This is a genomic window from Paenibacillus solani, assembly GCF_050475945.1.
GTDB lineage: Bacteria > Bacillota > Bacilli > Paenibacillales > Paenibacillaceae > Paenibacillus_AQ > Paenibacillus_AQ solani_A.
Window position 1 is genome coordinate 140,300 of record NZ_JBCMXJ010000005.1, and the last position, 19,921, is coordinate 160,220.

Genomic DNA, 19,921 nt, shown 5'->3' on the forward strand with positions numbered 1-19,921 from the left:
GAATCGTTCCATGCCAGTTTGATGGTTCGTACCTTACAATAACTGAGGTGTCATTATTTGAACTTCCGTATACATAGCCTTATGAATCCACAAAATTCTCTCCAGCCTGGACAAGCGATCTCTGAGATTGGTGTTATGCGGGTCTGTCTCAAGCTGAGCCAACATGGAGAAAAATTGAGGAACTTCCCATACGCTTCTTAAAGCCGTGCTTAAACAGAATCCATAGCGAACAAGCCGCTCGTCCCCCTGCCAGCCTGCTGCCCGCAGCCCTTCCAAATATGATCGATAAAGTACGGTTTGGAATTCCTCATACTGATCAGGCTGAATAATTCCCAGACTCATATTTACGCCATACAACTTGCCTAAATCCTCCCCGACACCAGAAATACTCATAAACTGCCAATCGATCAATGCAAGCTGTGCAGGGTGATGATGATCTGTCACAAGAAGCATATTCATTTGACTCAAATCTTGATGTGCCAATACACGAGGCAATTGCTGAAGGGATTCCAGCATACAATCAAGTTCCGCAATTAGATTTTGATACCAAGACCATAACATTTGCAAATGATCGTTAGAGATTCTTTCGGCATATTCAGCAACATCAGGCGCGTAGGTTCGACTGGCTGTCGTCCATGATGTAAGCCATGCCTCGCATAACCAATCATAGCAGGGCAATATCTTGTCTCCGGTTAGATAAACACCATTAAACCGTCCTATTTGTTCTGCGATAAAAGAAAACTGCTCTAATGTATCTGCATATTTGCCCTTAATATGCTCCATCCATATCCAAGTTGTAGCGTCTGTTAGCTCTTCTACACCAAAACATCTTGTAACCTTGATATCATTCGGCAGATCATTCAAAATACCCGACTCGAATACATGCGCTTCGCGCCGCCAATAATTGTGATGTGTGGCAGAATTCTTCTCTTCGCTGTCCGGTTTAATCACCTTAACGATCATACTCCATGTTTTTTCTTCGCGGTTCTGGATTCTTGCGGACCCATGTATACGATAAATGCCGGATGTCGTGAAGTTTGGTGTTTTATATCCGATATCGTCGCAGCACACATTCAATAACTCTATATCTTCTTCCTCAAGACATTTTTGGACACAGGCAAGGATATGTTCAATCTTCCCTTCAAAATCCATCGCTGTATTGTTAGTTATCGTTACGCTGGCCACCGCTCGTTTCACCTCCTCTTATATATCAAATTCCTGATGGGTCGCGGGCTCGTCCAACTCGTAGATGCCGCTACATCCCTAGCGATAGTCAGACATACTGACTTGGGAGTAGTGCGATAGCCTCCCGAAGAATCAGGGTATACCGCACTACTGAGTGTTTCTCACTCTAAATCAAGCCTGACTTCTGTCTCTTCTCTGCTGAAACTCTGGCGCTAGTGCTAACAAGAACTTGATATTCCTTCTTAGCGCTGCTTATGTTATCCACCATTAATGATTCCATATAATAGGGAATTCTTCTCGCGAAAAGATAGTAATCGCTCCAGCGCTTTTGCTTCGCCTCATTAATGATCTCAGAGAATTTGGACACGGTGACTCCCTTATGCCTGCAAGAATGCAGCATTTTGTTATCTCCCAGGAAGATGGCAATATGTGCTACCCTCTCGATCCCCTTCTTTTTGCAACGCATGCGATTCGTAAAGAATAATAAATCGCCTCGTTTCAGTTGATCTTTTTCTACTTTTTCGCCAAGCAAACATTGTTCTCGTGATGTTCGCGGAAAAACAATACGAAACCGACCATGTAAAAACTGAACAAATGAGCTACAGTCAAATTCATCAGTCTGAAATGGCTTTGCTCCCCAACGGTAGGGTGTAGATAAATACTTATAGCCTTCTTTTATGATTTTTTCACCGCTAGCTTTGATGGTTAATTGGGGCTTCTGTTTGACTTGAAGATTCATGTATTCACTCTCCCACAATAAAGCCAGAGATCAGGCTTCATCATATTAATCATCCGCAGTTATAACACCTTCCTGTTTAAGAACTCGCAATATCTCTTTCGCTCTGTACTAGTACATATGCTTTTTGATAGTGAATTGTCCTTGAAGCTGAATAGCCTTTCTTTCAGCCAGATGATTTAGATAGTATGTCAATTATTTTCTACATTTCTTCTTTATTTCCTGCCGTTACCAAGTCCTCCCTTGGAGAAACTATCGATTGAGTTCCTTGGCTGCATTCGTTTTCCATGGACTCACATACTCGACGCGGTATACTGAATCTTGAACCCCATAGGCAGCCCATATATCCATAAGGGATGACTTACTAAAAATAAGAAAAGACATTCCCGATTGCATTATGATCAAGTATCCCTCACAGATTATGCAAAAAATGACTGTAATGTCATTCATCAAAGGGATTTAGACATAAGTCATGATCGACCGATCTTCTGATTGATGCATAGGTTGCCATTACTTTTTCAGGTGATACGGAACGGTTGTGACAATGACATCTTTGCGATACAACAAATAAGCACGAAGCATAAAGCTGGTTTGGTTATGAAGTAGATTTTGCCAGCTTTTTTTAGGGATAAATTGCGGAATGACTACTGTTACTTGATATTGAGACTCCGTCGCTTTGCGCTCTACCGTATCAATAAACTTGCTTAATGGATGAATGATACTCCGGTAAGGCGAATGCAATGTCACAAGCCGCACATCGGGGCGCCATTTTTTCCACTTTTCTTCAAACCGAGATAATTCCTCCCGTTCAAATGGAATGTATACCGCAATAATTTGATCTGCCGATAACGACTTCGCATAATTTAAGGAATGCTCGACGACATGTGTAATACCGGATACCGGCACAATAACAACATTACCTTTAATCTCGATGGAAGGTTCACAAGTTGTAATCCTCAATTGTTCACCAACAGCATCATAGTGCTTCTTAATGGAATAGAACAGATACACCATAAAAGGTAAAAATATAAAGAATGGCCAAACCTGCATAAATTTCGTCATGAAGAACATCAAAAACACCGTCAGACTAATCAAAGCACCCGTTGTATTAATCACTAGTTTAGGGACCCAGCCTGCCGGTTTCTCACGAATCCATTTGATCATCATGCCCGTCTGTGAAAGTGTAAAAGGTATAAATACGCCAACCGCATATAACGGAATGAGATGCTCCGTTTGTCCGTGAAATGCAATGATCAGCAAGATGGATAATAGACCGAGAATTAAGATGCCATTCGAATACCCGAGCCGATCTCCCCGCACCGTGAACATTCTGGGAATGAACTTATCCTTAGCAAGATTGACAGCAAGCAGTGGAAACGCTGAATAACCCGTATTCGCTGCAAGAATCAAGATCAGAGCTGTAGTACCTTGAATAAAGAAATACATTATATTACGTCCAAAGGTTTGATTGGCGATCTGGGATACAACAGTTTCTTGTGCCGAAGGCGATATCCCTAAATAATAGGCAAGGAATACAATACCAGAGAATAACACGGCAAGCAGAATTCCCATCGCCATTAACGTTCTGGCTGCGTTTTTGGGAGCAGGATCTTTAAAGTTCGGGATTGCGTTAGATATAGCCTCAACACCTGTGAGAGCTGAACTTCCTGAAGCGAATGCTCTTAAGAGTAAGAACAAACTAATACCTGCCACCGGTGTCCCAATTGGAGCATGCAGTTCCGGAGAAACATGCCCTGTGAGAATATTATATATCCCTACCAGAATCAGCAGGAGTAACGCGAACACGAATAGATAAACCGGATAAGCCAAAACGGTCGCAGACTCGGTAACCCCTCTTAAATTCAAAATAGTAAGCAAGATGACAAACGTAACCGCGATCGCCACTTTATGTTCATGCAGGGCCGGGAAAGCTGAAGTTAATGCGTCCGTACCTGCTGAAACACTGACAGCCACGGTTAAAATATAATCCACAAGCAAAGAGCCTCCGGCAATGAGCCCAGGAAGGACACCCAGATTTTGCTTGGATACGACATATGCTCCTCCACCCTGCGGATAGGCGTAAATGATCTGACGGTAAGAAAGCACCAGCGCCGTTAATAGAACCAATACTCCAATTCCAATCGGTATGGAATACCAGAGAGCCGCTCCACTGATTGTGATCAGAACAAGCAGGATTTGTTCCGGACCATAAGCAACGGAAGATAAAGCGTCGGAGGACAGGATAGCTAACGCCTTTTTCTTGTTAAGCTTTTGTTCTCCCAATTCGTTAGATTTCAGTGGACGACCAATTAATAATCTTTTTAATGCTGCCATCGTTAGCTCACCGCCAGTGTATAAAATATAAGTCGATGTGTACTAAGAGCGTCCTGCCCGCAATTTAGACACAACAAAAAAGCCACAGGAAAGCTGGACTTTCCCGTGACTTTAATAAACAAAGCTCACGACAATTTCCTCTTTCTTAACGCTTACGAGGTTAGCTGACGGATTCGGGATAGAAAGTATCCCTACACTTGCAGTAATAGCTAGTGATTCACCCCTGAGATGAAAGTGACCTTCATCTTATTGGTTCCCCCGCTTCTGGTTTCAGAATTAAGCGATCTAGGAATATTCAATTTATATACGGTCTTGTAATCCCATTCATGATTACGAATGAATCTTACTCCTATCTGGCACTTGCTGTAAAGAACCATAGAAGCACATATGAGTTTAAAAATGTTAAAAATAAGTTCATGATACCGATTACAAATGGTGTACTCGATTATTATCATGCATTATCGTGAATTCACTCGCATTTTCATTTTATGGTGAACTCCAGTGCATTTTCTTTAGCTTCCTCTACAGATCCGAATGATTGCCGGTATTCTGAATACAACCTCATTACCATAGATTGAGGAGCATCCAGCATATTGCTGCCAAATATATACTGAATTCCGTCTTTAGTTCCGCTTCCTGACACGCTAGATGATTTGAACATCCGCCCATCATCCGTTGTTGATACAATTTCATACGGATTTAACAATTCGCTTATTGAAATCCTTGTTTGAAAGTCATTTTTCTTGCCCGGATCGAAAACGAACGTTGCTTTTGTCATAAGCGGAGAAATCTCAACCCTGGATAACAGTACCTGATGACCGCCAAGCATGATGACTTCATCAGGTTTATAGGTTTCTGTCTTCATTGATGAGAATTTTGAATCCAAGTCGAACTCTATTCTCATTCTCTCAGAGTAATTCATCTCCGACCGGACGGTCCCCGTCTTCGGATCGGACATTTTTCCGGGCTCTACGGATGCAATTTGAAAGTCGGCTTCAATATGACCCGGTAATGGATTGTTTCGATCAAGCTCTAATGTTGCTCGTCCATGCCAGATTTGATTATCCGCAGAGCTCCCTATTTTTGATGTGTTTCCTAGATAACGGCCTGTTTGTACATCTGTCATGCGAACACTATTCACGTTGTAGATTTCCTGACTGGAATCCGTCGTGGCCGTATATAGCAATATTAACTTGTTCTCGTCAGCCGTTACGGCATTAATCTTAATCTGGTAAGGTCCTGATTTGGCTGATTTGTTGACCATCTGAATGTAATCGTTTCTTATCGCCGACTCTAATGTGCTTCCGTCGATATCATGTAGAGCCAACTGCTTAAAGTCATTTAGCGCTCCCCAATCCAAGGTCTGTTCTTTAGCTGTCTGAACTGTCTGTGATGTGATGGATTCCCTAATCGGATTGAACAATAATAGACCAGCAGCCATGATCATGGTGAGTGTTACTGAAGCTATTTTTATAGAAAAGGCTCGTGATTTCCGACTATTCCTTCCCATCGCTAATCCACGCTGAATGGCATATGTAGCATCGATTGTCTGCAACTGCTGCTTCTGCTGCTGTCGGATCATGGCCGCCTCAGTATACATCGCTTGCTCTTCAGGACTAGTCATCTTGCCATACCCCCCGATTAATCATTAATTTTCGTAATTGCTCCAGCCCCTTGTGCTGCCATGTCTTTACCGTACCCTCTGGCTTGCGGAGGATTGCAGCGATTTCCGAAAGTGTCATGTCATTATAGTATTTCAGCAGCAGCACATGTCGGTATTTGGGCTTCACCTTCTGTAACACAGACCACATAGCAAGTTTGTCATCATTGATTTCTTCAATAACAGGTTCATTTATTGCTTTCTCCAGCTCAGCATCTGGAAGCGGGACAGCCCGCTTTCGGCGTCTCTGTTCGTCAATGCAAACATAGATTAGGATGCGAATGATCCAAGATTTGAATGCCCTCTTATCTTTTAATGATGCATGCTTAATCCATGCTCGGCATGTCATCTCTTGCACTGCTTCAAGGGCATCATGTCGATTGCGCAAGTAACTATAGGCAATATTCATCAAAGTATCCCGGTGTTCCATAATGGATTGAAAGAAATCGGTTTCGTCATCCGATTCTGCGAGCAATACCCTTTTCATCTCGGCTTTGGAGGCCATGCTCTCCTCTCCTTTTCTCGTCTCTCTATTGCTGTTCTGTGGTTTAAGACGGATTAATAGAACAAACAGTTTTTTTATTTTTTTAAATAAGAAAAACCCGCTTTACAGCGGGTATGGTTCGTTTCAACCTGGCAGACCTAAGCTGCTTTTTATTTAGTTACTTGAGTGGGAACTCTATATCTTGATATGCTCAAGCTCTCCAATTTTCACGAATACGCTCTGCGTCCTTCACCATTCTGTCAATCAACTCCGACACAGTCGGGATATCATGGATCATCCCCGTTACTTGACCGGCCCAGCCCAAGCCTTCGTCTTTCAGATCTTTGTAAATCCAGCGCTTGTTAGCTTCACCGCTGATATAGTCTTTTAAAGACTCATACGTTGGTGACGTGCGCTCCACTGCCAGAATTTCATCAGCATATTCATTACGTAATACCCTCGCGGGAGCATGAATCGAACGTTTAATGACAACTGTATCACTTTCCGAACTCTCCAATAATGCTTGTTTATAAGAAGCGGCGGCATGTACGCATTCCTGCGTAGCAATGAACCGCGTCCCCATCACGATTCCTTCGGCACCGAGGGCTTGGCAAGCCATCCAGCCCCGACCATCGCCGATTCCGCCAGAGGCGACAACGGGAATGGAAACGGCGTCGACGACCTGAGGTACAAGCACCATAGTTCCAACATCGTCTCGTCCTATATGTCCTCCACCTTCTTGTCCTACAACGATTATGGCAGACGCGCCGAGCTGTTCCGCTTTCTGTGCCTGTCTTCTTGAAGAAACAAGTACCAGTGTAGGGATACCTGTAGGTTTCAGCTTCTCTAATATCTCGGCCGGATTTCCGCCAGTAATTGTCACCGCGGACACTTGCTCGTCAATAGCGACCTGCACACGGTCCATATAAGAAGCACCATGCATGCCTATTGCAAAGTTCACCCCAAACGGCTTGTCTGTCAATTGCCTTACCCGTTCAATTTCTTCACGAAGTGCATCCGCATAAGGAAGGCTCAGGGCTGTAATCTGTCCCAATCCTCCGGCATTCGAAACGGCAGCGGCTAGGTCTGAATATCCTAAATATGCGAGTCCGCCTTGTAAGATAGGATACTGAATATTCAATAATTCGGAGATTCGGGTATTCCATTTCATCGAGCGCGCCTCCACTATAAGATCATTTATATTCCGGATATCTTTAGTAAGAGTGGGATCAAAGCAATTAGGATGGCAATTCCCAATACTTGATAATCAATTCTGCGAAGCTCCAGTTGATTAAAGCGGATTCTTCCTCTGCCATTACCGTAAGCACGTGCATCTATGGCGTAAGTCAGTTGTTCAGCACGCTGAATCGTCGTAAACAGTAAGGGAATTAGAATTGGAATGTAAGACATGACACGTTTAGGTAGCGATAAACTTGGTACATCAAAGCCTCTAGCCTTCTGCGCGAGAAGGATTCGATCCAGCTCCTGCTGGATGGTCGGGATAAACCGGATGGCTATGACAATCATTAACGAAAACTGCTCCACGGGTACGTTAAGCTTGGATAGCGGCGACAGTAATTTTTCAAGTCCATGAGCTAGTGTTAGAGGCTTAGTTGTTAAAGTTAATACGGATGCCAGCAAGACGAGTAATACAATCCGCCACACGAATCGAATCCCATTATACAGCCCTTCCCGGGTTAACTCGATGAAAGACCAAGACCAAATGACCGTTCCTTTGGTGAAGATCACATGATATACAAAAGTAAATGATAGAATAAATAAAATAGGCCTGATTCCTCTCCAAACCAAGTGAGCGGGAATCTTCGATAAGATCAATAAGCCAGCAACAAATACGGTAGCGAATACATAACTTAGAAGCGAATCTAACAACAGAAAGCTCAGCAGTATGACAAATATGCCTATAAGCTTCGTCCGTGGATCCAACTTGTGAAATAAGGAATGCGTCTCTACGTATTGACCTATTAATACGGTATTAGCCATTTAAGACAACGCTCCTTGTTTTCCATATGGGCATGATCGCACGCATGATATCTTCTTCTCTACAGCTATGTACTTCAATCTTCTTCCCAGATAACTCTTCAAATAGATTGAGCAGCTGAACCGGCTCAGGAAGTGACAATCCAGCTTCCTCTACTACGTGTGGCAGCTCCAGGAACAAAACAGCTGGATCATATTGTCCCAGCAGATGGCCTTTATGAAACAGAAGGATTTCATCGGAATACTCCGCGACATCTTCCATCTGGTGTGATACGAATATTAGAGTGCGACCCGGTTGTTGCTGCTGCCAATTCTTTAGCAGCTGTAACATTGCCGTACGACTGATCGGATCAAGACCCGCTGTTGGCTCATCCACGATCAGCATTTTGGGCTCCGTCATTAAGACAGAGGCGATGGCGACTCGGCGCTTCTGGCCTCCACTCAATTGAAAGGGCGCCATGGAAAGGATCTCCTCTGATAAACCGACTAGTGGCAATATCGTCTGAATTCTCTCCAAAATCTGTTGATCCGAGCACCCTTGGTGCTTCATAGCAAAGGCAAGCTCCTTATGAACCGTTGTTTCGAATAATTGATGCTCAGGATATTGAAACACGTAGCCGATGTCCGGGATGACCTTGAGCTGACCCTTGGTATCGCGCTGAACAGGCTGTTGATCAATCGTATATGCTCCTTCAATGTGAGATACCAGACCCTTTAATACCTTCACAAAGCTGGTTTTTCCTGCACCGGTTTGTCCTATAACTGATATCCATTTTCCCTCTTCGATGATGCAACTAACTTGGTGCAAAGCCTCTTGATCAGAATAATGAACACTAACTTGGCTTAGTTGATAGACCATTGTGAGCGGATCATCTCCTTCCAATCGGCTTTGAGCGTGGTCTCTTGGCCAAGTTTTTGATGAAGCCGCACGGCAAATGGTGATTGCAGCTGATAGTCTTCAGCAGGCATCGTTTCAAAAAAACGCAGTGGATCGCCATCATATTTGAGACTACCCTGATGAATAAGAAGCATACGCTTGGCAGCCAGGGCTTCTTCCATATGATGAGTGATATGAACAACGGTCATGCCCTGCTGATGCAGCTCATGCATGATGGATATGATTTGCCTTCTCCCCAGTGGGTCTAGCATGGATGTAGCCTCATCGAAAATAATCATTTGAGGGCGCATCGCAATGATGGCTGCAATGGCTACGCGCTGTTTTTGCCCGCCGGATAACTCGTGAGGTACAGCCTCTAAATGCCCCTCCATATGAACAGCACGCAATGCGTGCTGAAGGCGATCCAGCATCTCTTCTCTTGGTACGCGAATATTTTCCAAACCAAATAATACCTCATCCATAACAGTGGTCGTAATGAATTGATCCTCCGGATTCTGGAACACCAGACCGATTTGTTCATGAATGGTCCTCAAATCTGCCGGAATGGATGTATCCATGTCATTAAACTGTACGCTGCCCTGCTTCGGAAGTACCAGTCCATCCATCAGCCTCGCTATAGTAGATTTCCCGCTCCCGTTTGCCCCCACAATCGCTACGAACTCACCGGGTTTGATGGTGAAGCTGATGTCTTCCAAGACAGGCTGACCCTTTTTATAATAAAAATGAACTTGATCGAATGTAAGCATCTAGTTACTTCCCTTCTGTCGGTACCATGTTGTGAAGAATTCGTCGATATGATGTTCAGAAAAGGAAGGCCGGGGCTTCTCCCATCTCGTTATTTTCGAACCATTCACGCCAAAGATTTCACCAGTTAAGCTTGAATCTCGCTGTCCAAGTAAAGCAGAGACGAAGCGGGCGATATCCTCAGCTTCACCTACCTGCCAGAATGCAGGAAATGGCTCATGACGACGGGCATATTTCTCTCTCAGATGTTCAATGACAGGCCTCGTCATATCCGTTAAGGCTGCCGGTGAAATAGCATTGACCCTGATGTGATACTTCTTTAGTTCAGCTGCAAGCGTCCATAGGATGCCGAGTATTCCCGCTTTGGCTGCGCTATAATTCACCTGCCCGATCGAACCGGTTAAACCCGCGGTAGAAGTCATCAGAATGATGTCGCCTCCATTCATAGTCATATGGGGCAGAACTCGCGAAATCGTATAAAAGGCACCATTCATATGAACATCAATCACGGATTGCCATTCTTCATCGGTCATGCGAAGACAAGTTTGATCACGTAAATTACCGGCAGTATGGATCAAGACATCGATTTGCCCGTACCCAGCCACAGCGGTGTCGATTAAGGCAGTAACTTGCCTCGGATCTGCAATATTGGCACAACAGCCGAGCGCATCGCCGCCCGCATCATCAATCTCCTGTAGGACCTCGTTGATTAGTGATTGGTTTGTCCCGTTCACGACGACTCGATATCCGCTCTGTGCAAGAAACACAGCGATGCTGCGACCAATTCCCCTTGTCGATCCTGTTATGATTGCTACTTTATTCATAACAGCCCCTCTTTCAATGTTAAAGTGCCTGATGCAATCAATTCTCCATCCTCTCCCGTAACCGTCACACAAATATCTCCGTTTGTTTCTGTAAAATCAAAAACCACATCTGAATCAACGTATAGTGGATTTATGAATTTCAATGCATACGCTGTGATCCATTGCTGAGGGTGTTCGCTGATATAAAGGGATTGAGCTAAGCCCATCATATACATGCCATGCACGATAGGCCGTTTGAAGCCTGAATTTGCTGCTGCTTCAGCATTCAAATGTATAGCTGAATCATCTTTAGAAACGTAAGCATATTGCCGGATCGCTTCCGCCGTTATACGTCTCTTCAATGCTCATTACCTACCCGAATTAACACCGTCTCAGCGGTGACAACAGACTCGCCGTCGCAGGTACAAGTAAGCGTATGGGTGAACAATGTAAGCCCCCCTTGTCTTCCTGCTTTTCTTTCTACTTTTGATAAGGCTAGCTCACAATCTAAAACCATACCTTCCCTGATCGGTGTTACGTATGAGAAATTTTGTGAACCGTGAATGTATGGTTTATAGGGTTCCAACCAGGGAATATCAAATTCTTGCCAGAAAATAATAGGCATCGTGGCTGGAGCTATAAGATCACCATCTATCCTCTGCAAGGGAGCTTCGATACACTGTGAATACTGAGTAATCCACTGCGCCGTAATATACAATCGCTGCTGCACTTGACTCATTTCACAGCCTCAACAAGAGTAGCAATCCCCATGCCTCCGCCGATGCCGAGCGTCGCAAGACCTCTTGTATAAGGATTATATAGCATTTCAGAACATAACCGCGTCATTAATATAGCCCCTGATGCACCATAAGGATGTCCAATAGCCAAAGCACCGCCCCCCGGATTAACCTTATCCTCGGGAATTTGCAACTCCCTCAAGGAAGCTAACACTTGCGAAGCAAAAGCTTCATTAAATTCCACCAAATCAAGATCATCTACACTGAGCTGCTGACGATGAAGCACTTTTCGCACGGCTGGAACTGGACCTATCCCCAGTATATTAGGATCTACACCGGACGCTTGAGCATCGATGATTCGCAGAATTGGCTTGAGCTTATATTCTTCACATTTTTCACGAGACATGATGAGTACTAGTGCGGCTCCGTCATTGAGCGGGCAAGCATTGCCAGCCGTAACCGTCCCCTGTTCGAGAAAAATGGGCGGCAGCTTCCGCAGCTTAACGAGACTGGTATCAGCTCTGGGACACTCATCAGTTGTAATCCACTCACCCTGAACTTGAAGAGGTATAACCTCCTGCTGATATCGGCCCGTTCGCTGCGCCTGCACTGCTTTTTGATGGCTTTTAAGTGCATACTGATCTTGCTCTTCTCTAGTAATATGGTACTTAGTAGCGACATTCTCCGCGGCAATACCCATATCGGGATCGCCATAGGAGCCAGGAGTAAAGGGAGCTCGTGAATAGAGCTGCGGCATTCCCATCAGTGTCTCAGGCTTAGCCATTCTCCATGGCGCACGGCTTGTGCTCTCTACACCACCTGCTAAATAAATCTCACCTGCTCCGCTTTGAATCAATCTGGCCGCTATATTAATAGCTTCGAGTCCCGAACCGCATTGCCGATCGATCGTTACGCCTGGGACATTGACTGGCAGCCCTGCTTCAAGCGCTGCTACTCTTGCTATATTTCCACCGGGACCAACGACATTGCCAATGATCACATCATCAATGCTCTCCTGGGGCAATCTCGTTTCAGCCATAATATGTCGTATAAGCGGTGCTAATAGTGACTCCGGTTCAACCCGGCTCAATACACCGCCCATTCTGCCAATCGGGGTGCGTTTAGCCATAACGATTACAGCTTCTGTCATGTGATCACTCTCTTTACATAATCGGCCATAGCATGGCGCGCTATCTTGCCGCTGCTGGTATATATAAATTCATCCACCGTGATGAGCCGCTTGGGTGCTTTGTAACTTGCTGTATGTTGACTGCAATAATGCTTCATATTTTCAATGGATAATCGCTGTTGTCCTGTCCATTTTACGAGTGCCGTTATCTGATCTCCCCAGTATGGGTCTGGGACCCCTAGCACCATGACTTCATGAATTTCCGGAAGTTGCAGCAAGATCGATTCTACTTCCTCCGGGAATACATTAAGCCCTCCGGTCACCATCATATTCTTGGCGCGACCTGCTAGATACAAATAGCCGTCCGCATCCCTGTATACAATATCTCCAAGGACTAACCAACCGTCTTGAATCGTTTTACTCGTTTCTTCGGGTAATCCATAATATCCAAGGAACATCATCTCACTTCGTATGTAGAGCTGACCAGCAGCACCTTCAGGAACTTCCTCTCCGTTTGCGTCTCGGATGGAGACCTCTACACCTGGAAAAGGTTTACCTAGTGAATTCAGTTTACTTTCATCGTGAATATTCAAATAACTGATGTAACTTGCTTCAGAGGAGCCGTAATATTCATAGATTTTAGCCCCGCTAAATACTTCCTTGCTCCTCTGCTTTGATGCTTCAGTCCATTTCCCGCCAGAACTCATAATCGATTGAATCTTCAACTTTCCGGGAATAGCCAACTGCAGCATGGCCTCAATCATGGTAGGTACAACAAACAAGGTTGCGTGTGGGAAGCTCTGGCAGAGCTCAAGAACTTCGCCAGCATTAAATTGGTGTACAACATGAAAGGTTGCTCCACTGGTTAAGCTCTGCATCAATGCGAATAATGACAAGGAATGAACAAGTGGCCCCGGTGCAATCATATGTTTCATGTCATCGAGTTCAAATGCAGCTCCTGTCGCCTCAAAGCTTTTGATCCATGATCCATGCGTACGCATAAACCCTTTTGGCTTACCTGTTGTTCCCGATGTGAAACCAATAAACAACAATTCGTTCGTTTCACCCATATCAGCTTCCGCACTCAAAGCCTCGAGCCAGCGTTCGTAGGAACCTTCACCTTGATCACCCAATGTTATAATTACGGACTCCGCAGTGGGAAAGACTAGATCCTTGACGAATCTAGTCTCTGTAAAGATCATTCTCGGCTGGCATTCTTGAATAACCGAATGTATCTGTGTACTGCTCCATTTCGGGTCCAGAGGCACGGGAACACATCCCGCATAAATAGCACCGAGAAAAACTTCGACGAATTCAATGCGATTGGCAGATAGAATAGCAATCTTATCCTGGATAATTCCTTCAAGTTGAAGTCCCTTGGCGATTCGCCTCATACGCTGTACGAGTGCCGAATAGGTTCGGCGCTCATTACCATGGGATAATGCCACTTTGTTCGGATACTCACTAGCATAACTTAGCAAGGGTTGTACAATATTCATCTCAACACATCCATCTAAAAATTTATGTAATGAACCGTTTTGAGAAGGTCGATTTATGTACGATTTACTTTATCGTCAATCGGGCTGAGTGTTTTTAATTGAACCGCTACGATCGATGCAACCACCGCTTTTAACAAATCCCCCGGCAAGAAGGCTGTTGCACCCACAAGACCTGCCCAGATGGATGTTCCTGTAATAAGAGCCATTACTGGAGCACCGATTAAACTAATCAGCAATACACCGAACACAAAGTTGATCACAATCAATTTCCACAAACTTAACTTCGACCAAATCTTCTCCGTTACATAACCGATACACAACACGGCCAGAGGCCAGCTCAAAAAGTATCCAACTGTCGGCGACACAAATACGGATGGCCCTCCTCGTCCACCGGATAACAACGGCAAACCAATGGCTACCAGAATGATAAATAATAACAAACTGATGAAACCCGTCTTCCTGCCCAGGAAACACCCTGCCAACATTACGCCGAGTGTCTGCAATGTAATCGGTACGGGAATAAATCCAAGCGGAATGGGCGGAATCAATCCCATTACAGCAATTAACGCGGCAAATAATGCGGCAAATACAATCTCTTTAGTCTTCATGGTTTCCTCCGATACGTGTTACGATTTAGAATATACTAGAGTCGACTTCTAGGTATGGATAAATGATATACTGATCTTTTTCTATTGTAAACCAAAATTTTCGTTATTTCGGTTGACAATAGAAAGTAAACAAGAAAAAAGCCGCGATTTCCGCGACTTTGCATGTGCACTTTAACCAAAATAGACCCTATCCGAATGATTCAAGCTCTTCATATAAAGGAAATTGAGACGTTATCTCACGTACAGCTCCCTTTATCTGGTCTTTAATGGTCGAACTGTTGGAATTCTTAAAGGCAAGTCCAATAAGCTGACCAATCTCTTTCATTTCCTTGGGTCCTAGTCCTCTTGATGTCATAGCTGGAGTCCCGAAGCGAATACCACTCGTTACTAACGGGCTTGCTGTTTCATAAGGAATTGTGTTTTTATTAGCCGTAATCCCCACTTCATCAAGGATAGTTTGAGCTTCTTTGCCTGTTAGTCCAATCGTGCGTAAATCAACCAAAATAAGATGATTATCCGTTCCTCCCGATACAACGGTTAACCCTTCATTCACTAGTGAATCTGCCAATACGCTGGCATTTGCGATAACCTTCTCCATATACGTCTTGAATTCCGGCTGCAATGCTTCGCCCAGCGCAACTGCTTTAGCTGCGATGATATGCATAAGCGGGCCGCCTTGTGTCCCAGGAAATATCGCTTTGTCAATGGCTTGTGCCCATGGCTTACGGGTCATGATAAGACCTCCCCTTGGTCCTCGCAGCGTTTTATGTGTTGTTGTCGTAACAAAATGGGCGTGAGGCAGCGGGTTAGGATGCAAGCCTGCCGCGACAATGCCTGCAATATGTGCCATGTCTACGAAGAAAAGCGCTCTGACCTCAGCCGCAATTTGGGCGAATTTCTCAAACTCGAGCGTTCGTGGGTAAGCGCTGCCGCCCGCCACGATCATACGCGGAAGATGCTTATGGGCAAGCTTTCTCACTTGGTCAAAGTCAATGCGTCCGGTTTGTTCTTCCACGCCATAAGAAACAAAATTATAGAATCTTCCGGAAAAATTTACCGGACTCCCATGAGTAAGGTGGCCCCCATGGGATAAATCCATGCCCAAAATCGTGTCACCATGCTTCACAGAAGCAAAATAAACCGCCATATTCGCCTGTGCACCGGAGTGAGGCTGCACATTGACATGCTCTGCACCATAAAGCGCTTTTACGCGTTGAATGGCAACCTCCTCAATCCTATCGACATACTCACATCCGCCATAATATCTTTTCCCTGGATACCCTTCAGCGTATTTATTGGTGAGTACCGTTCCCACGGCTTCCATGACAGCCTGGCTAACAAAATTCTCCGATGCAATCAGCTCTATTGTATCCCTTTGCCGTGTAAGCTCTTGTCGAATCGCTTGGGCCACGGCCTTGTCTTGTTGATCCAAATGTTTCACGATCATCTTCCTTTCGCTCTATTGTCATGCTAGTATATCAATCAATGGAGTGCTATTTAACATCCAATGATCTGCATAGCATGCAATCCATAATTCATGCAGAAACACTGGTGATGAATGTAATGCTCAAAGTTAACCGAGATGACAAACGCCCCATCTGGCAGCAGCTTCTGGACCAAGCAATCTATAATATTACGACCGGAAAATGGCCACCTGGAGAATTGCTGCTCCCATCCCGTGAACTTGCTTTATTGATTGGCGTTTCCCGTTCAACCATACAAATTGTTTATGAGGAGTTATTCAGCCGAGGGTATACCGTAACCTCTCGCCGCGGCGGGACAAGAGTTAGCGAATGGACCTATGTTCCTCGTCCTTCTGAGGAAGTTCCGTCACAAGGACCCATCCCCCCTGAATTGCCTATATTAAACGATTCAATCGGCCATTTACATCGTTGGTTCGGAGACAAGAATAATCGAAAGATCGATATCGATTTCAGCCCTCATGTGCCTTATTTAGACGAACATTTTAAGAAAAATTGGAGGCACTCATTTTTACAGGCTTCTACAGAAACGGATCTGGACAGCTGGGCTTACGGCGATGCATATGGATACCTGCCGCTGCGGGAGCAGATTAAACGTTATCTGTCACTTGAACGAGGGGTACATGTGGATACCGATCAGATCATGTTAACCTCCGGCGCACAACATAGCATCGATCTAATCGCTCAAGCCCTGTTACAAGAAGGGGATACGGTTTCGGTCGAAGATCCCGGCTTCCCGGCTTCCTGGATCGCCATGAAGTATCGACGTATGCAAGTTGTACCGGTTCCGGTCGACGAATATGGATTATGCGTAGACGAAGTTCACCCTCAATCCAAACTTGTGTTTGTTACACCATCGCACCAGTGTGCCGTGGGCGTCATTATGTCAGAACCACGCAGACAACAATTGCTGCATTTGGCTGAAGGACATCGGTTCTGGATTGTTGAGGATGATTATGACAGTGAATTTCGATATCGCGGTGACCCGCTTCCAACCTTGTTCAGTAAGTCACCTCAGAATACGTTATATATGATGAGTTTTTCTAAAATGGTTGCTCCAGGTATTCGATTATCAGCCATCATTGGTCCTAAAGAGGCGATTCGTCAGCTTGCAAGAGTCCATGAATTAACCTATCGACATCTACCGATCATGGAGCAAATAACACTGACTCATTTTATCGAACATGGCCACTTCATGCGCCATATGAGACGAGTTCGAAATGTGTATCGACGCAGACACGAAGCCATGACGAAGGCGATCATCAAAACAGGACTTAGTGAACACTTTACGTTAAGCGGTGTAGAAACGGGGCTTCACATGCTTCTTGAGGCCAACCCATCGTTTGATGAACAAGCCGTGACAAACATCGCGCTCGAACAAGGAATCCGTGTTTATCCACTCAGTCAATATTGCTTGGAATGTGATCGAAAAGGATGGGTTTTGGGTTTTGCCCAAGTTGACGAAGATGCAATTGATGTAGGCATTCATCGACTGGCGGAGATGCTTGGATAAACCAGCCTTCACCGCCAGTTTTTTTTCTATTAGCGTCTTCTTGCATTTCCGCCGTCCCCCTCTTCAGCAGCTCAGTTATCTGCATTCATTTTACAACTTCTATTGTTTAGGTTCGGCTTGCTGAACTCCAATCGTTCTGAATTGCTTCTTTTGAAATTTCCCATGGATAAGTAAATGTGCTGCCAAACCCGCGACAAGCCCCCAAAATGCACCTCCGACACCAAGCAAGTTCACATTCGCAGCTGTTGCCAAGAACGTAATTAATGCGGTCTCACGTCCCTTCGGATCCGCTAAAGCTCCCGCAAGACTTCCGCCGATGGTGCCAAGCAGTGCCAAGCCCGCTAGCGTAGCGATAAAAGTTGCTGGAAGAATCAAAAATAGAGAGGCCAGTGTCACGCCAAAAATGCCAACAACGATATAGAAAATACCGCAGGCTATGCCTGCTATATACCGTTTGGTCGAATCCGCATGTGCGTCTTTTCCTGTACATATCGCTGCCGTGATAGCTGCGACATTAAAAGCGTGTGACCCGAATGGAGCGGCTAGGAGCGAACCCAATCCCGTTATGGTCAAAATGGGATTTGCACTCGTCTTGAAGCCGTCATTTCGCAGTACAAGCATTCCAGGCATGTATTGACCCGTTAAGGTTATGATAAACAGCGGTAATGCAACGCCTAGTAAAGCATGAAACGAAAACTCCGGGACGATAAATACCGGTGATGCAATCGCCAATTGGATTGAACTGAAATCCACTTTTCCCATACTAATCAAATAAATCAGTCCAATGGCGAGGATGCCAACAATCGCATAGCGGGAGGTAAACCTTCTTAACACGACATAAGCGATAAACAGTACAATGACTAGCAGTGGATCAACTTGTGCTCCTCCAAAGGCAGATATGCCAAACTGCAGTAAAATACCTGCCAGCAATCCCGATGCGATGCCCGGTGGGATAAACTGTACAAAGCGTTCAAACATCCCGGATATTCCCAGGATGATAAATCCTATAGCAGAGACTATGTATGCACCTATAGCTTCGGGATAAGGGGTTACCGCTAAAGACGATACTAGAAAAGCGACGCCTGGTGTTGACCAAGCTGTAATAATGGGCTCTCGGTAGCGATAACTTAGCCATATTCCGGTGATCCCCACACCAATGGAGATCGACCATATCCATGAAGCGGTCATTTCAGGACTCAAACCAGCAACTTTAGCTGCCTGAAACACAAGAATAAAGGTACCTCCGTAGTTAACAATGACCGATATTAGAGCGGCAATGGTCGGAGATATTATATCTTTGCCGCGCAGCGATGAGTTGATTGTATTCATAAGCATTTTCCTGCCTTTCTCTTAATCTACCTGGCGTACATTCTCGTTCCAGTAATAGTTGTCCGGCAAGTAACGCTGGCCAAATATGCTTGTTCCTACGCGGATGATGGTAGCTCCTTCTTCGATGGCCACCTTGAAATCACCGGACATGCCCATCGAGAGGATGTCCATTTCTACACGAGGAAGGTTTTTCTCCATTACTTGTGTTTGAATTAATCTTAATAAGCGGAAGCAATGCCGCGTCTCATCGTTAGTAGCATTCAATTTGCCAATTGTCATTAAGCCTTTCACGTTTAACGTTTCCAAGTGGGCTAATTGTTCCACCAGCTCCACTGCCGTTTCTGGAGCAGCACCAAACTTACTCTCTTCGTAAGACGTGTTGATTTGTACCAAAACATCCATGGTCTTGTTCTCTTTGAGGAGCTGTTGGTGCAGCGCCTGCCCCAGTTTTAAACGATCCAGCGAATGAATGAGCGTAACATATTTAACAACTTCCTTTACCTTATTCGTCTGCAAATGCCCGATAAAATGCCACTCTACCCCATTGTCCAGCTGTATAAGTGGGAATTTATCCCGAAGCTCTTGTGCTTTGTTCTCTCCTAATAAGGTTTCGCCCGCTTGGATTGCCATTTGTATTTTCTCAGGCGGTACGGTTTTGGTTGCAAGCAGCAATTTGACGTCCTCTATTTTGCGACCAGAGGCTTGGCAAGCCAACTCCATCTGCTGTCTTACCGTTTTGAGATTTTCTTCAACGAGATTGCCCATGACTTCACCCTCTCTCCT

19 protein-coding genes and 1 riboswitch are annotated in these 19,921 nt (G+C 45.0%); of the genes, 1 reads left to right on the forward strand and 18 read right to left on the reverse strand.

Going from position 1 to position 19,921, the window contains the following annotated elements:
* Positions 1-33: 33 nt before the first annotated feature.
* The 16 genes from ABEQ74_RS02310 to glyA form a co-directional block, all read right to left on the reverse strand.
* Positions 34-1,185: a phosphotransferase gene (locus tag ABEQ74_RS02310; protein ID WP_430119029.1), complete on the reverse strand. Its 1,152-nt coding sequence runs from the start codon at positions 1,183-1,185 to the stop codon at positions 34-36.
* Between the two features lie 166 nt (positions 1,186-1,351).
* Positions 1,352-1,924, reverse strand: a complete 573-nt coding sequence (locus ABEQ74_RS02315) for a C40 family peptidase (protein ID WP_430119031.1) — start codon at positions 1,922-1,924, stop codon at positions 1,352-1,354.
* 507 nt (positions 1,925-2,431) lie between these two features.
* Positions 2,432-4,255 carry an APC family permease gene (locus ABEQ74_RS02320; RefSeq protein WP_430119033.1) on the reverse strand — a complete coding sequence of 608 codons (1,824 nt, stop codon included), beginning with the start codon at positions 4,253-4,255 and terminating at the stop codon, positions 2,432-2,434.
* 133 nt (positions 4,256-4,388) lie between these two features.
* A riboswitch (cyclic di-AMP (ydaO/yuaA leader) is annotated at positions 4,389-4,548 on the reverse strand.
* Positions 4,549-4,736: 188 nt separating this feature from the next.
* A complete protein-coding gene (locus tag ABEQ74_RS02325; protein WP_430119035.1) occupies positions 4,737-5,879 on the reverse strand; it encodes a DUF4179 domain-containing protein in 1,143 nt (380 codons plus the stop codon).
* A complete protein-coding gene (locus tag ABEQ74_RS02330; protein ID WP_430119037.1) occupies positions 5,872-6,420 on the reverse strand; it encodes a sigma-70 family RNA polymerase sigma factor in 549 nt (182 codons plus the stop codon). Before ABEQ74_RS02330 ends, ABEQ74_RS02325 begins: the two co-directional genes overlap by 8 nt.
* 190 nt (positions 6,421-6,610) lie before the next feature.
* Positions 6,611-7,570: an NAD(P)H-dependent flavin oxidoreductase gene (locus ABEQ74_RS02335; RefSeq protein ID WP_430119039.1), complete on the reverse strand. Its 960-nt coding sequence runs from the start codon at positions 7,568-7,570 to the stop codon at positions 6,611-6,613.
* 26 nt (positions 7,571-7,596) lie between these two features.
* Complete coding sequence (locus ABEQ74_RS02340) at positions 7,597-8,400, reverse strand: energy-coupling factor transporter transmembrane component T family protein (RefSeq protein ID WP_430119041.1); 804 nt, start codon at positions 8,398-8,400, stop codon at positions 7,597-7,599.
* Positions 8,393-9,256 (reverse strand): ATP-binding cassette domain-containing protein, encoded by an 864-nt coding sequence (locus ABEQ74_RS02345; RefSeq protein ID WP_430119043.1) that lies wholly within the window; start codon positions 9,254-9,256, stop codon positions 8,393-8,395. Before ABEQ74_RS02345 ends, ABEQ74_RS02340 begins: the two co-directional genes overlap by 8 nt.
* Positions 9,241-10,041: an ATP-binding cassette domain-containing protein gene (locus ABEQ74_RS02350; protein WP_430119045.1), complete on the reverse strand. Its 801-nt coding sequence runs from the start codon at positions 10,039-10,041 to the stop codon at positions 9,241-9,243. Before ABEQ74_RS02350 ends, ABEQ74_RS02345 begins: the two co-directional genes overlap by 16 nt.
* Positions 10,042-10,863 (reverse strand): SDR family NAD(P)-dependent oxidoreductase, encoded by an 822-nt coding sequence (locus ABEQ74_RS02355; protein ID WP_430119047.1) that lies wholly within the window; start codon positions 10,861-10,863, stop codon positions 10,042-10,044.
* Positions 10,860-11,204 (reverse strand): MaoC family dehydratase, encoded by a 345-nt coding sequence (locus tag ABEQ74_RS02360; RefSeq protein WP_430119049.1) that lies wholly within the window; start codon positions 11,202-11,204, stop codon positions 10,860-10,862. The genes ABEQ74_RS02355 and ABEQ74_RS02360 overlap by 4 nt, the downstream gene beginning before the upstream one ends.
* A complete protein-coding gene (locus ABEQ74_RS02365; RefSeq protein WP_430119051.1) occupies positions 11,201-11,581 on the reverse strand; it encodes an FAS1-like dehydratase domain-containing protein in 381 nt (126 codons plus the stop codon). The genes ABEQ74_RS02360 and ABEQ74_RS02365 overlap by 4 nt, the downstream gene beginning before the upstream one ends.
* Positions 11,578-12,729, reverse strand: coding sequence for a thiolase family protein (locus ABEQ74_RS02370; protein WP_430119053.1), 1,152 nt, complete (start codon positions 12,727-12,729; stop codon positions 11,578-11,580). Before ABEQ74_RS02370 ends, ABEQ74_RS02365 begins: the two co-directional genes overlap by 4 nt.
* Positions 12,726-14,207, reverse strand: a complete 1,482-nt coding sequence (locus ABEQ74_RS02375; RefSeq protein WP_430119055.1) for a class I adenylate-forming enzyme family protein — start codon at positions 14,205-14,207, stop codon at positions 12,726-12,728. The genes ABEQ74_RS02370 and ABEQ74_RS02375 overlap by 4 nt, the downstream gene beginning before the upstream one ends.
* 53 nt (positions 14,208-14,260) lie before the next feature.
* A complete protein-coding gene (locus tag ABEQ74_RS02380) occupies positions 14,261-14,815 on the reverse strand; it encodes a biotin transporter BioY (RefSeq protein ID WP_430119057.1) in 555 nt (184 codons plus the stop codon).
* 187 nt (positions 14,816-15,002) lie between these two features.
* Entirely contained in the window at positions 15,003-16,256 is a 1,254-nt protein-coding gene (glyA, locus tag ABEQ74_RS02385) for a serine hydroxymethyltransferase (protein ID WP_430119059.1), read from the reverse strand.
* Positions 16,257-16,378: 122 nt separating this feature from the next.
* On the opposite strand from glyA, the gene ABEQ74_RS02390 reads away from it, so the two are divergent.
* Positions 16,379-17,809, forward strand: a complete 1,431-nt coding sequence (locus ABEQ74_RS02390) for a PLP-dependent aminotransferase family protein (RefSeq protein WP_430119061.1) — start codon at positions 16,379-16,381, stop codon at positions 17,807-17,809.
* Positions 17,810-17,908: 99 nt separating this feature from the next.
* On the opposite strand, the gene ABEQ74_RS02395 is transcribed toward ABEQ74_RS02390, so the two are convergent.
* Entirely contained in the window at positions 17,909-19,138 is a 1,230-nt protein-coding gene (locus ABEQ74_RS02395) for a benzoate/H(+) symporter BenE family transporter (protein ID WP_430119063.1), read from the reverse strand.
* A 21-nt stretch (positions 19,139-19,159) separates the two neighbouring features.
* Positions 19,160-19,903 (reverse strand): YggS family pyridoxal phosphate-dependent enzyme, encoded by a 744-nt coding sequence (locus ABEQ74_RS02400; RefSeq protein WP_430119065.1) that lies wholly within the window; start codon positions 19,901-19,903, stop codon positions 19,160-19,162.
* Positions 19,904-19,921: the final 18 nt, after the last annotated feature.